The 13280-nt window shown below is 45.6% G+C and carries 12 protein-coding genes; 5 read left to right on the top strand and 7 right to left on the bottom strand.

Annotation, left to right across the window (positions count from 1 at the left end):
- Position 1: 1 nt before the first annotated feature.
- Complete coding sequence (gene dnaQ / locus SHD_RS01880) at positions 2 to 730, bottom strand: DNA polymerase III subunit epsilon (RefSeq protein ID WP_023265598.1); 729 nt, start codon at positions 728 to 730, stop codon at positions 2 to 4.
- 70 nt (positions 731 to 800) lie between these two features.
- Between dnaQ and rnhA the strand changes: the two genes are divergently transcribed.
- Positions 801 to 1277 carry a ribonuclease HI gene (gene rnhA, locus SHD_RS01875; RefSeq protein WP_023265597.1) on the top strand — a complete coding sequence of 159 codons (477 nt, stop codon included), beginning with the start codon at positions 801 to 803 and terminating at the stop codon, positions 1275 to 1277.
- A gap of 48 nt (positions 1278 to 1325) precedes the next feature.
- Here rnhA and SHD_RS01870 read toward each other — a convergent pair whose 3' ends face one another.
- Both SHD_RS01870 and SHD_RS01865 read right to left on the bottom strand, forming a co-directional pair.
- Positions 1326 to 2225 carry a LysR substrate-binding domain-containing protein gene (locus tag SHD_RS01870; RefSeq protein WP_023265596.1) on the bottom strand — a complete coding sequence of 300 codons (900 nt, stop codon included), beginning with the start codon at positions 2223 to 2225 and terminating at the stop codon, positions 1326 to 1328.
- A 24-nt stretch (positions 2226 to 2249) separates the two neighbouring features.
- Entirely contained in the window at positions 2250 to 2984 is a 735-nt protein-coding gene (locus SHD_RS01865; protein WP_023265595.1) for a methyltransferase domain-containing protein, read from the bottom strand.
- A gap of 169 nt (positions 2985 to 3153) precedes the next feature.
- On the opposite strand from SHD_RS01865, the gene gloB reads away from it, so the two are divergent.
- Positions 3154 to 3957 (top strand): hydroxyacylglutathione hydrolase, encoded by an 804-nt coding sequence (gene gloB / locus SHD_RS01860; RefSeq protein WP_023265594.1) that lies wholly within the window; start codon positions 3154 to 3156, stop codon positions 3955 to 3957.
- A gap of 254 nt (positions 3958 to 4211) precedes the next feature.
- Complete coding sequence (locus SHD_RS01855) at positions 4212 to 5759, top strand: lytic transglycosylase (protein ID WP_023265593.1); 1548 nt, start codon at positions 4212 to 4214, stop codon at positions 5757 to 5759.
- A gap of 201 nt (positions 5760 to 5960) precedes the next feature.
- Here SHD_RS01855 and SHD_RS01850 read toward each other — a convergent pair whose 3' ends face one another.
- The 3 genes from SHD_RS01850 to SHD_RS01840 form a co-directional block, all read right to left on the bottom strand.
- Positions 5961 to 6530, bottom strand: a complete 570-nt coding sequence (locus tag SHD_RS01850; protein ID WP_023265592.1) for a BsuPI-related putative proteinase inhibitor — start codon at positions 6528 to 6530, stop codon at positions 5961 to 5963.
- Positions 6531 to 6622: 92 nt separating this feature from the next.
- A complete protein-coding gene (locus tag SHD_RS01845; protein WP_023265591.1) occupies positions 6623 to 8446 on the bottom strand; it encodes an AsmA family protein in 1824 nt (607 codons plus the stop codon).
- Positions 8447 to 8486: 40 nt separating this feature from the next.
- Positions 8487 to 8981 (bottom strand): putative 4-hydroxy-4-methyl-2-oxoglutarate aldolase, encoded by a 495-nt coding sequence (locus tag SHD_RS01840; protein WP_023265590.1) that lies wholly within the window; start codon positions 8979 to 8981, stop codon positions 8487 to 8489.
- 218 nt (positions 8982 to 9199) lie between these two features.
- Here SHD_RS01840 and SHD_RS01835 point away from each other — a divergent pair, with 218 nt between their 5' ends.
- Entirely contained in the window at positions 9200 to 9520 is a 321-nt protein-coding gene (locus SHD_RS01835) for a hypothetical protein (protein WP_023265589.1), read from the top strand.
- A 174-nt stretch (positions 9521 to 9694) separates the two neighbouring features.
- Here the strand turns inward: SHD_RS01835 and SHD_RS01830 are convergent, their stop codons facing one another.
- Positions 9695 to 11485 (bottom strand): DUF885 domain-containing protein, encoded by a 1791-nt coding sequence (locus SHD_RS01830; RefSeq protein WP_023265588.1) that lies wholly within the window; start codon positions 11483 to 11485, stop codon positions 9695 to 9697.
- A gap of 311 nt (positions 11486 to 11796) precedes the next feature.
- Here SHD_RS01830 and SHD_RS01825 point away from each other — a divergent pair, with 311 nt between their 5' ends.
- Positions 11797 to 13272, top strand: coding sequence for a DEAD/DEAH box helicase (locus tag SHD_RS01825; RefSeq protein WP_023265587.1), 1476 nt, complete (start codon positions 11797 to 11799; stop codon positions 13270 to 13272).
- The last annotated feature ends 8 nt before the right edge of the window (positions 13273 to 13280 follow it).

The raw sequence follows: 13280 nt of genomic DNA, 5'->3' as shown, positions 1-13280 counted from the left end.
ATTATCCTCTCCAGAGGCATTTTCCTGATTTTGCGACTAAATCAAGACGTTTTTCATGCATAAGGAGTTCATCGGCCGATGCGCTGATCACTTTAAGATTAAGTGATGCCGGATCAAAGCGTTGAATACCACCAGCCTCTTGGCCGACTTCTTCGTTAGAGAGATTGAACTTGGTCTGCCCACCTGTCATCGCCAAATACACATCGGCTAAGATCTCGGCGTCGAGTAACGCGCCATGGTAAAGGCGGCGGGAGTTATCGATACCGTAGCGCTTACACAGGGCATCTAAGTTGTTCTTTTGCCCAGGGTGTAAAAATTTTGCGATATCGAGGGAGTCTAAGATTTCACAAATTTCACTCGTCTTTGGCCCTAAAGGCTGCAACAGCGAAAATTCATGGTCCATAAAGCTCACGTCGAAGTTTGCGTTATGGGCCACAATTTCGGCGCCACTGATAAAATCGATAAACTCTTGCGCTATTTGATGGAACCTAGGCTCATTGGCGACGCGTTCATCGGTGATACCATGAACCGCTATCGCCTCTGGGTCAATCGCTTGGCCTGGATTGATATATTGATGGAAATAGCGACCTGTTAAACGGCGGTTGATCACCTCAACACAACCTATCTCAATAATTCTGTGGCCTAAATACACTGCACCACTGCCTTGGTTCATACCCGTGGTTTCAGTATCCAAAATAACCTGACGGCTTGCGTTTGAGATAATATTCATACTTTTATGCGCTTCTTATGACATTTATTGGTTATACTCGGCCGGTATTTTTGCAGCGGATAACCATTTGATGACTGAACTAAAACTAATCCACATCTTCACCGATGGCTCTTGCTTGGGCAATCCTGGCCCCGGTGGCTATGGCATTGTAATGAATTATAAGGGCCATACAAAGGAGATGTCCGATGGTTTTGCCTTGACGACCAATAATCGCATGGAATTATTAGCCCCCATCATCGCTCTTGAGGCGTTAAAGGAGCCCTGTAAAGTCATTTTAACCAGTGATAGCCAATATATGCGCCAAGGGATCACCACCTGGATCCATGGTTGGAAGAAAAAAGGCTGGATGACCTCAAATCGTACACCAGTAAAAAATGTTGACCTCTGGAAACGTTTAGACAAAGCAGCCCAGCTCCACCAAATTGATTGGCGTTGGGTGAAAGGTCACGCCGGACACGCCGAAAACGAGCGCTGCGATCAACTCGCCCGCGCCGCCGCTGAAGCGAGCCCTACCCAAGTCGATGAAGGCTATCAGGCTGAGTCCTAATACCAGTAATCACTTCGGCGCTCATTTCGGCGCTTACACTTGCGCCGATCACTCCCGAGATAAATGGAAGAAATTACCGCAAAACTGCACAAAGGCCAGACCTAATGACGTGGCTTGGCGGCTCTTGTGGGTAATACGATAAAATTGTCGCTCCAGCACTAGGCCTTCAATGGTTACCAGTGCCAACTCTTTTCGGCTGATGTCTTTATCGAGAGCCAATTCCGAGAGCACGCCCAACCCAGCCCCTTGTTTTACCGCGAGCTTGATGGCATCGGGCGTAGAAAAGCAGAATTTTGCCTCGGGCTGCATACCTAATTCATTGGCTGCATTGACAAAATATTCCCTTGTGCCCGAGCCTTCTTCCCTTAGAACCCAAGATTGGCCTTTGACCGCTGCGGGTTTAACCGTTTGCCCAGCGAGGGGATGCGCGGGATGACAAAAGACTAATAGTCTGTCCTTATGCCAAGGCTCGATATTTAAACGGTTATCGGTACAATGTCCTTCGATAAACCCCATTTCGGCACGAAATTGCGCGACCGATTGGATCACTTCTTGGGTATTGGTGATCGCTACGTCCACGTGGGTCTGGGTGTGTTGCTGACAAAAAGCCACTGCCGCCTTCGCCAGCAAATAGTTACCAATAGTGGAACTGGCACTCACGCTTAAATGCCCGACTAAATCGCCGTCTTGGCGCGTGAACGCTTGCTCGATTTGCTCGACCCTATGCAACAAGTCCGTTGCCAGCGGCAACAATAGATTCCCTTGGGAGTTGAGCTGTAACCGATTGCCTATCCGTTCAAATAAACGGGCGTTAAGTTGTTTTTCTAATTCAGCCAAGGCCATGGAGGTCGCCGGCGGCGACAGGTTGACTTGTTCAGCCGCTTTCGCGACTTGTCCACTGCGTGCAACAGCTTCAAACACCGCAAGTTGCCTTAAGGTTATTCGCATAACAAACTCATTGATGAATAAAAGTTATTTGGTATGTTCAGATAAGTGCCCTGTTCGGCCAGCGCTAGGCGCAGTGGTCCAATTAGGTTGTCTCACCTTACGTTTGTCACGGATGGGCGTTAATGGTGACTCTAACTTACGCGCGACAATCAAATATAAACTGCCCGCACTAGGTAACCATGAGGCCAAAGTTTGCTGCATAAAACGGCCTTCATTAAATTCACCAATTAATGGGTGATAGACTAAACGCTCATCGCTGACCACTTGATAGCCTAATAGCCCTAACCAATCTCGCACTCGAGACGGCATAAAAAAACGCCCGCACCAGGGTAATTTATCCTGATATTTAGGCCAAAGCTTACCCAGAAACACAGGGCTTAAGGGGTTAAAACCCACAATAAATAGGTATCCGCCAGCGATCAGAACCCTGTCGGTTTCGCGCAGGATACGGTAAGGATCTGCTTCAAATTCAAGCAGCAGACTCATCAGCACCGCATCGATCACCCCATTCTGTAAAGGTAAGTGACAAAAATCGCCTATTAACGAGGCATTGGGTTCTGAGCACAGCGAGAAATGATGGGCAACTGGGGATGACATGCTCGACAGTTCGGCGCTTAACGGGCCCAGTTTGAGCAGATGATAACCAAATACCCTTGGCCACCAATCGGCAAGCTTATCGGCAACGGCTTGTTGGAGGGCTGGGCCATTAGGCAAATCGTCCCATTGTTCGGGTTTGTACGCAGAACTGTTATAGGACACAAGTCTCCTCCCTTCCTGTTACGTATTTGCTCAATGATGATGTTAAATCACCCTATCACCCAATACCGGTTTGGCTTTTGCCTATAGATGATAGCAACAGTCGCCAAACGTTATCGTCTTATGGATAATAACCTTATCTTCAAATCGAAATACAGCGATCGGCGATGCTATGCTCACTATAACAGCGATTAATGCCTTTAATGACAATTATATCTGGGTGTTGCGACAAGACTCCCAGCAAAACGTGTATGTGGTTGACCCAGGCGATGCCAATGTTGTGATCGACTACTTGCGCGCACAGCAACTCACACTAGCGGGTATTTTGATCACCCATCACCATAGGGATCACACGGGTGGGATCCCTGCCCTCGCGGCCCATGTTAAACAGACTACAGGCCATGACTTAGCCGTTTATGGTCCACAAACTGAAGCAATTGAAGGCATCAATCAGCCGATTAACCCAATGCTTAGCGATACGCTCACCCTACCCTTTGTTGACGTGCCCGTTCGTATTCTGTCCGTTCCCGGGCATACTGCTGGGCATATTGCCTATCTCGTTGATGACGCATTATTTTGCGGTGATACCCTCTTTAGCGCTGGCTGTGGCCGCTTATTTGAGGGCACGCCAAGCCAAATGTGGCAATCCTTAAGTCTGCTCGCGGCGCTGCCCGATGAAACCCGAGTCTACTGCGCCCATGAATACACTTTATCAAATCTGAAGTTTGCCCAAACGGTCGATACTGATAATGAAGCGCTTAACGCCTATGTGGAGCAGGCAAGCACCCTTCGTGCCCAAGGCAAAGCCACCATTCCCTCAACGATAGGATTGGAGCGAGCCATTAATCCCTTCCTTAGACCTTTAGCACCTACCATAGTCAACAGCATAAAAAATCAGTTTTGTGATCAGGATCTGACTAAAGCAGATGAACTGACCTGTTTTACCCTGCTCAGGCAGTGGAAAGATATTTTTTAGTAAAAAACGATCTATTTCCGACTGAAAATTATACAGTTTTTTCCACTTTTGATGATGTAAATCAAAAGTAACCCCACAAGATGTACGATAATTTAGGGACAAGATCGAAAAGATCCCATAGAATGGCTCGTTTTTGCGTGAATACTTTGCGCTCTGTGTTGTCGCTATTTACATAACAATCAATACATTAGGCTATATCAAAGCTAAGCAAGATTGTGCTGTGGCAATGCACTAACAGAGGACTATCGTTTTCCATGAGAGTATCACTTTATGTTGTGGTAGGGGGAATTGCCCTACTAACGGGTTGTCAGACTTTAGACAACCATCAGGTGACCAAACCTGAAGCTGAAACCGTCACAACCGAAAATAGTGTCCCACAGTATTATCTCGCAACCGAACCTGAATCGGCGCAAATTACTGATGTGTGGGAGCGAATTCGTCAAGGAATGCAACTCCCCATTCCTGACAAAAAATTAGTTAATTATTACCGCGATTGGTACATCAAGAACCCCAAACACCTCGAAGTGATTTCTGAGCGTGCGGCACCTTACATGTATTTGATCGTCGAAGAGCTTGAGAAGCGTCATCTACCGATCGAGATTGCCCTTTTGCCAATTATTGAAAGTGCTTTCGATCCAACCGCTTCATCGGCAAGTTCCGCCTCTGGGCTTTGGCAATTTACTTCCCCTATGGCCAGCTATTTTGGGTTAGAGATGAATTGGTGGTACGACGGCCGTCGCGATGTGCCAGCCTCCACCGTGGCCGCGTTGGACATGCTCGAATACCTGTACGACAAAACCAATAACAATTGGCTTTATGCGATTGCGGCCTACAACTCGGGCGAGTCTCGCGTCCTTAATGCTATTAAGCGCAATGTGGATAAAGGTCTTAACACCGATTTTTGGTCACTCGATCTCCCCAAAGAGACAAAACGTTATGTACCGCAATTATTGGCCCTTGCCGAAGTGATTAAACATGCCGACGAGTACGGCATTACACTAACGCCAATTGAAAACAGCCCGTCTATTGAAGTCGTTGATATTGATAGCCAAATTGATTTGGCCATGGCTGCTGGGCTCGCCAATATGACGACCCACGAGCTGTTAAAACTCAACCCAGGATACAACCGCTGGGCCACGGCCCCCACGGGGCCTCATACGCTGGTTTTGCCGATTGATAAATCAGAAGAGTTTAAAAAAGCACTGGCCGAAACCGAGAGTGAAGCCCGTGTAAGTTGGCTCAGATACACCATCAAATCCGGTGATAGTATCGGCGCCATTGCCAAGAAGCACCATACCACTGTCAATGCAATCCGTGTGGCAAACGGTATGAAAAACAATAATATCGTTGCAGGTAAGCACCTGATTATCCCTGTCTCAGCCGATGATGAACAGCTGTATGCAATGTCAACAAGCCAGAAGTTACCTAAAAAGGCTGCAACATCAACCTCTGGCAACAAATTGACATATAAAGTGAAATCCGGCGATACGCTGTGGCAAATTGCACAAGATCATAAGGTATCGGTGAAGCAACTGACCGCTTGGAACCATTTAACCAAAGACAGTAAATTGCAGATGGGCCAAAAACTGACGATCGTTGCTCCGCAAAACCAAGCTAACGCCGAGCAAATTCGTACCGTTAGTTACAAGGTAAAATCAGGCGATTCATTAGCGCGCATTGCCAGCAAGTTTAAAGTGACTGTTGCTGAACTGCTCGAATGGAACAGCTTAACGCCATCACAATACATTCAACCCGGTCAAGTGTTAAAACTGGTTGTGGATGAAAGCAATTTAAATGCTTAATGCTTTGCCGCTGTTTAAAGGCGTCAAAAATAAGCAAAGACAAGCTCTCAGCCAAATTCACCAGCTGTCACACTAAAATAAAAAGGCAGTAACCTTAGGTTACTGCCTTTTTCATTTGTAAATGATACGGTTATCCTTAGAACTGAGTTATCTTTTTGACGCCAATAAGTCAATGTTAAGCAAGTTTATTGTTGGTAAAAATTACTCAAGAGTAAGTAAAAACACTATGGGTGCCATTGCGGGTAATTCACTCTGCATCGCTTTACCTGCAAATTGCGCAGTTAAGTTTGCGCCTTCTGTCGGAATACCCGCTAATGCTTTGGCAGGAATGGCAAAAGTGACAATCAGCTCTTCACCTGCTGCTAGCTGCGTATCACGCAGAGCTTGAGTAAACATCATATCGTCTGACCAAGCCCAAAGAGGCTTTCCTTGCACAGTCGTCAATACTAGATCCGCCGTCATGCCTGAATGATAACGCAGCGCAACCGCATTGGCTGATGGATTGCGAATCGTCAACGTCGCCTTAAGCGGTTGCTTAAAGTCAACAAATGTTCCGAGGGAGAGTTCACCTTTTAACAGACTCGGTGACGTAAAGGACGAGATCTGCTCAACTTTCAAACTTGGCTTTTCTTTTATCCCTTGTAGTTTCGCCGCTATCCCCGCAGTTTGCACCACTTCAGTCTGTTTCGCGGCCTCGGTACGAATATCCGTTTTTGGCTCATTAGACTGGGCTAGTGGCGCAAAACAACCCAATAGTTGTGCTGCAACCATTCCGATCCCTAGCGGACGTAAGATGCGACTTAAACTGAGTGTTGGTCGAGGCAGTGGCCTCGACACTTGCATGGAGGAGTGTTTTGTCATTCCTAAAAACCACCCAGTTTTTTAAGCAAGGAATCTTTTAATTTTTCCTTAGCTTTATCAGTCTCTTCCTTCAACTGATTATTTAACAGCGCTTGAGTATCTAACGCATATTCAGGTTTTTGAAAGGTACCAGTGATCGCAAGGGGAATATCAATCCCAGCCAACGCATCTTTTTCACTGCCGCCTTGCCCTTTGAGAGAATTTACAAGACTTGTCGTCAGTCGATAATCGAGCGCTTCGGTCAGCAGGTTTGCACTCCCCTTACCCGCCACACGTAATAGCGGTGATGACATGGCAAGATCAGGGTTTGTCGCCACACCATTCTCTAAAGTGAAGTTACCCGTCAAGCTCGAAAAGTCGGTTTTACGCTCTTCTTTGGTGTCGGCAGACATGTCCCCTTTTAACTTGGCCTGAGCGCTACGGATCATCTGTGGAATATTAACTCCGTAAAGAGCACCGTCAGTAATATCAAAACGGCCATTTGCAAGCAGATTTTTCTTCAACAGCTCTGGTATTAAACTCTTACCTTTACCCTTGACGTTGAAATTAGCCGTACCCGCCAGAATATCCAGCTCGGCTGCATCCTTAAGTAATGGACGAATTTGAACACCTGATATTTGCTTATCAAATTGATAACTTGCGACTTTAGTTCGAGCATCAACCTGTGCATTCACGATCAATTTACCTTGGTAAAGATCCGCCGTCAGTTGCTTAAGGTCAACCATCCCATTCTTAATGCCTAAATCCATCAACCAGTTTTGCGTGGACAAATTCGCCAGCTTGATGGATTTCACCGCTAATTTGAGTTTTACATCTAAGCCATTGACAGCACTAAGATCAGGCTCAACCGCTTGAGTTTGTGAAGGTGTGGCAGCGGTTTGCTTTTCTGCCGTGTCAGATTTTGGAAGCAAGGCATCGAGGTCAATGTCACCCAGTTGGAAATCCGCGCTAATTTGTGGCACTTTTCCAACGTAATTCACTGCGAGCTTACCTTCCGCATTGATATCCATCGCCGTAAATTGACTGATGTCAGCCGACAACTGTTTTTTATCTAATGCGATTTGACTGTTTACACTGACCTTCGCGGTCAGTTTTTTATTGGGGATCCCATCGCCTTCTACTTGAGTCTCTATATTGAGTTTCTCAACCATCAGTTGATTAAAGTCTTGGCTCAACTTGATTTGCCCTTCACCCTGACTGTTAATCGTCATATCCGGCAAGATCGCCGCAAATTCGTAAGCAATCGGTGCAAATTTGTCGAGGGAAAATGCCCCCAGTGTAAATTGCTTTAAGGTTAAGGTTTGAGTTTGTCCCTTAGCTTCATCAATCAAGTTGATTTCAGTATTGGTGATAGAAACGCCACCGACATCAATGCTCGTTAATTGTGTTTTGGCGCTGGATTCGGCTGGTGGGGTAACAGGCTTTTCTGTGCTCTTGCCCGTCAAGCCATCGAGGCTCGAACTGCCATTTTTACGGGTGACCAAATTGATTTTTGCACCATCAAGGCTTAACTGTGCGATTTCAATTTGCTTGCTAAAGAGTGGCATAAGTTCGACTTCTGCCACGGCTTTATTCACTTCTAGCATGGCTTTGGGCATAAATCCGTCAGGGTTTGAAAGAGAAATCCCCCCTAAATTGATCCCTATAGTTGGGAAAAATGTCCATGATAAGTCCTCACCAATGACGAGTTCACGACCCGTTTGTTTTTTTACTGCGTTGACAATTTCGGGTTTAAAATCATTAGGGTCAAAGAAAACAGTAAGATATAAGGCGACAGCGACAATTAAGGTCACCAGAATGGCTAAAAACCACTTAATGAATTTCATAGAAACATCCTTATCAATAACATCTTGAATTTTTATAAACTTAATTTAAAAAGGCGAAATTTAATAACTCCTCACTGATAGCAACACCGTTCTCATCGACATAGATCATCATCCCAGGCTTAACAGTGACACCGCCTATCTCTATGGGAACATTTATTTGTCCTTGGTTTAACTTTTCAGTCTTGATGGGCATAGCACCAAGTGCATAAACCCCTAAATTGAAGGTACTCAGTCTTGCCACATCCCGAACATAGCCATTGACAATCACGCCTTGCCAACCATTATCTAGGGCACTTTGTGCGATTAAATCACCCAATAATGCACGACGTGGCGAAGCACCGCCATCAACTACAAGCACTTTTCCATGACCCGGTTGAGCCAATATTTCTTTCACTTTGGAGTTATCTTCAAAACATTTTACTGTGACAACTTCCCCCCAAAACAAACGCTTACCACCATAGGGACGAAACTGGAGCGGTAATAACGTCAATTTCGAGGGGTAGTGATCGAACAAATCAGGTAGTAGATCAAGCATTTGGATCTCCGCTAAGTGAAAAGTTTAGACTACTCATTATTGTAGACCCCGACAAGTGTTATGCGAAACCCATCTTTTTATTTAGTTTTCATGCTTAAATACTTGGTCAGCATTGGCTTTAACATTATAATCTGCGATAGTTAAACGAGTGTGACACCTCAAGGTGTACCCATACATTATTCTGCTTCTCAAATTTTCGTAATTAAAGTGAACACCAAATGACAACAGATCTGGATTTGCAAAGTGCTATCGCAGCACTCGATGAATATGGATATGAAAAAAAAGCCTCAACGGATCTTGAGCAAGCCCGTAATAAACAACAAATGGGAAAATATATCAAATCCCTCGACTACAGTTTGCGTCGATTATTGATATTGCAAGAAACCGTTAACGAGCTAGTAGAAGAAAAGAAACACGAGCTTGCACAACAAGAAAATATCCAAACCTATAAAACAAAAATCATCAATCTTTCTCGAGAGTTTAACATTTCTTACGAAGATGTATTAACTATCATGGCAGAACTGCAATCAACGAAATAATCCGCGTATAGCAATCAATTTTGTTTATTCATTATCAATATATTCTTTGTTCTGAGTTGATAGCTTGCTCTTGCTGGTGTTGATAGATTGTTGCTAAATCCTCCTTGCAATTTGCGACATAAAATATAACAAGCGTCTAGAGCGCGTTTTGCACTCTAGACGCTTATAGTATTGCTATTTTTCTAACATTAACTGACGAATATATTTCACTGGCGCACTGCCATAACTTAAGAACTTCTCATGGAATGCTTTTAGGTCAAAATCCTTGCCTTTAAGTTGCTTATATTCTTCACGGAAATCGTAAATTTCGCGGTAACCAGAGTAGTAACTGGTCAGTTGTACTTGGCTTAGGGTGGCACGGCGCCATTTGCCTTCCGCCTCAGCACGTTGCTGGAACGCCTCATCCATCATCAGACTAATGGCTTGCTCTTCGGTCATGCCTTTAACATGAATACTGTAGTCTAAGATGGTGTTACAGATAACACGTAAATTCCACTTGTAATACATTAACCACATTTCAGGTTCGAAATTACCATAACCTTCTTCAAGCATCATGCGTTCGGTATACACGGCCCAACCTTCGACCATAGCGCCATTGCCAAATAAGCTTTTCACTAAGCTTGGTGACTCATTGGAATAAACTAATTGGGTGTAGTGCCCAGGAATTGCCTCATGGATATTTAAAATCTGTAATATCCAGTGGTTATATTCGCGTAAATAGCTCTCAGCGGATTCATCACTCATACCATCGAGTGGTGTGACGTTATAATAGGTATTACCTAATTTATCATAGGGGCCAGGGGCACTAATCGAAGCTCCCGCATAACCCTGCATATACTCAGGGGTTTCACGCACGACTAATGGTTTTTTAGGATCTAAGGTCACTAAGTCTTTTTGATTTACAAATTCAATCAACTCAGGAATTTGTTTACGCACTTCGCTCACAAAGTCATCACGCTTAACGTGCTCTGTCGATAATTTATCAATCAATTGGCGAATCGCGATTTTATTGTCGGCAGGTTTTGGCGTAGTGAAATATTTTGGCCACAGCTTGTCGGTGATCTTTGCCATTTCACCTTGCACTCTTTCTTTATCCGCCACGGCTTTTTGATAAAGCTGTTTTGCTGTCATGCCCGCTTGGATATCAAAGGCAAACTTTTGCTCGTATAATTCTTCACCAATTCTAAAGCTGCGGGCGCCGTCTTTTTTAAGTTGGCTGACCTGGGTATTTAACCAAGTAATATGTTCATTAATCGCTTTGGTTGCCGTATCGAAACGGGATTTAAACAGCGATTTTTCCGCATCTGACAGACCCGAATCCGCCACTTGCTTCAATAAATCATCGGAGAAGACCGAAAACGCACCTTGATTTTGCATCACAGCCAATTCGGTGTGTTCTAGGGTTGGCTGTTGGATATTGCTGCGCGCCGCGGCGTAATAAGCTGGGATATTTTCCATTCTGGCCAATACGGAACGTAATCTGTCATCCAGTGGCGCAAAGTTTTCATTGATGATTTGTGCAAAGCCGCCAGCTACGTTATAGCTCGAGGGATCCCATTGCCAAGATTTAAAGTCGGTAATTTCCCACGCCATGCTGTTTAGCAGGTTATCAATTAAGTGATAATCGATGGTTTCGTTAGAGCTCAGAGACTTAAGTTCAAACTGTTTCAGCTTTGCCTGCTGGGCTTTTACAAAGGCGAGCGTCTTAACACGGCTCGCTTCATTGGGGATTTCTAAATAGCCATCATTAACGTGTTTGCCACTGTAGAGTGCCCAGGTAGGCGCTAATTGCCACAGATCATCGATAAAGGCCTGGCTAAATTGTGCAAAGGCGCTGGTCTTCACATCAGCACTGAGCGCGCTTGATTTGGCGGTATCGGCTGACGCTTGAGTTGATTGCGATTGGCAACCCGCAAGGCCTGTGAGCGATAACAAGATCGCAAGAGAGATGGCGGTTTTCTTCATTCTTTTTCGTCCTTTTTATATTTATGCGTTAATTCCAGTGCCTCGAGGCGACCGTAAGCGTCTAAAAACCTAACTTATCAGACGCCAATAAAAGGACTTAAGTTAATCATATCAGCCGCCTAATTGCAGCAGTGTTACGAGTGAATACATGCCCAGTTACAAATTTGTAAGCTCGAATGCCGATAGCGCCAACTATCAATCTGCGTGAGATAATCCCCTATTTCACTATCGCTACTGCTATAATAGCGACCTGCTTCGCTGTTCGCCTCAGGCCAACAGTTTGCCAATAAATCATTTAGTTGAGACTCTCAATGCCATTCTCCCAACTTGGATTACACAGCGCGCTTGTCAAAGCGGTGACTGAACTGGGTTACACGAACCCCACGCCAATACAGACAAAAGCCATTCCCAGCATTTTAGCGGGCAAGAATGTGCTTGCTGCGGCGCAAACGGGCACAGGTAAAACCGCCAGTTTTGTGCTGCCGCTGCTGCACAGATTCGCTGACGCGCCCAAGATCCGCCCTAAGCGAGTGCGGGCCATCATACTCACCCCCACGCGTGAGTTAGCACTTCAGGTCGAAGAAAATATCAACCAATACGCCAAGTATTTACCTTTAACGGCCATGGCGATGTACGGTGGTGTCGACGCCGCGCCGCAAAAGAAACGGCTGATTGAAGGCGTCGATTTACTGGTGGCCACACCAGGGCGTTTGCTCGACATGTATACCCAAAGGGCCATTCGTTTCGATGAAGTCTCAGTATTGGTGCTCGACGAAGCCGACCGCATGCTCGATATGGGCTTTATCGAAGATATTAATAGCATCATCGAAAAGCTGCCCGAGCAGCGACAAAACCTCTTATTTTCAGCCACCTTATCGAAACAGGTGAAAGCGCTGGCGAAATCCGCGATTCCGGACGCCATCGAAATTGAAATTAGCCGTAAGAGTGCGGCGTCAACTCATATTGACCAATGGTTGACCACGGTCGATAAAGATAAAAAGTCGGCGCTGTTAAGTCATTTGATCCAAGAAAATAACTGGTCACAGGCATTAATTTTTATCCAAACCAAACACGGCGCCGCTAAATTAGTTAGCCAGTTAGAAAAGCGTGGCATTGTTGCAGAGGCTTTTCACAGTGGGCGTAGCCAAGCGGTGCGCGAGCAACTGCTGATCGATTTTAAAGCGGGTAAAGTTTCCTTTTTAGTCGCCACGGGCGTGGCCTCACGCGGCATTGATATCGATGCCTTAGCGCGGGTGATTAACTACGACTTACCCGATGAAGCCGACGACTATATCCACCGCATTGGTCGTACGGGACGTGCGGGTAATCAAGGGGAAGCAATTTCCTTTGTCTCTAAGGATGATTTTAGAAACCTATGTGCCATAGAGCGCCGCTTAGGTCATATTATCGTGCGCAGGGAGATTGCAGGCTTTGAGCCGAAAAAAGTCGTGCCGATTTCTATACTCGATTTTGTGCCTAAATCAGCATCTTCAACAGAGCGTAAGCCCCATAAACTCACCGATACAAGTGCTCAACCCCGCCCCTATTCAAGTGGCAAGCCAGGCACCTTTGAGGCAACACAAGCCAAGAAGCATCGCAGTGCCAAGGCGGCTCCTGCGCCTAAAGCCCAAAAGGCAGGGGCTGACGTTCGCTCAGATACTCACTCAAGTGCTCGCTTAAATAGCCGCCCTGCGAACCCATTGCAAGGTAATCCATGGCAAAACAGCATCAAGTCGCAGGGTGATAGCGAACCCCAAGCAAATCCTTGGCACAAAAGCACTAAGTGAATTAACGG

This window comes from Shewanella decolorationis S12, assembly GCF_000485795.1.
GTDB classification, from domain to species: Bacteria; Pseudomonadota; Gammaproteobacteria; order Enterobacterales; family Shewanellaceae; genus Shewanella; species Shewanella decolorationis.
This window is presented reverse-complemented; position numbering and strand designations above follow the sequence as displayed.

Bases quoted from the DNA above. Each gene is read 5' to 3' on its own strand.
- dnaQ (WP_023265598.1), bottom strand. From the start codon at position 730: ATGAATATTATCTCAAACGCAAGCCGTCAGGTTATTTTGGATACTGAA.
- rnhA (WP_023265597.1), top strand. From the start codon at position 801: ATGACTGAACTAAAACTAATCCACATCTTCACCGATGGCTCTTGCTTG.
- SHD_RS01870 (WP_023265596.1), bottom strand. From the start codon at position 2,225: ATGCGAATAACCTTAAGGCAACTTGCGGTGTTTGAAGCTGTTGCACGC.
- gloB (WP_023265594.1), top strand. From the start codon at position 3,154: ATGCTCACTATAACAGCGATTAATGCCTTTAATGACAATTATATCTGG.
- SHD_RS01855 (WP_023265593.1), top strand. From the start codon at position 4,212: ATGAGAGTATCACTTTATGTTGTGGTAGGGGGAATTGCCCTACTAACG.
- SHD_RS01850 (WP_023265592.1), bottom strand. From the start codon at position 6,530: ATGGTTGCAGCACAACTATTGGGTTGTTTTGCGCCACTAGCCCAGTCT.
- SHD_RS01845 (WP_023265591.1), bottom strand. From the start codon at position 8,446: ATGAAATTCATTAAGTGGTTTTTAGCCATTCTGGTGACCTTAATTGTC.
- SHD_RS01840 (WP_023265590.1), bottom strand. From the start codon at position 8,981: ATGCTTGATCTACTACCTGATTTGTTCGATCACTACCCCTCGAAATTG.
- SHD_RS01835 (WP_023265589.1), top strand. From the start codon at position 9,200: ATGACAACAGATCTGGATTTGCAAAGTGCTATCGCAGCACTCGATGAA.
- SHD_RS01830 (WP_023265588.1), bottom strand. From the start codon at position 11,485: ATGAAGAAAACCGCCATCTCTCTTGCGATCTTGTTATCGCTCACAGGC.
- SHD_RS01825 (WP_023265587.1), top strand. From the start codon at position 11,797: ATGCCATTCTCCCAACTTGGATTACACAGCGCGCTTGTCAAAGCGGTG.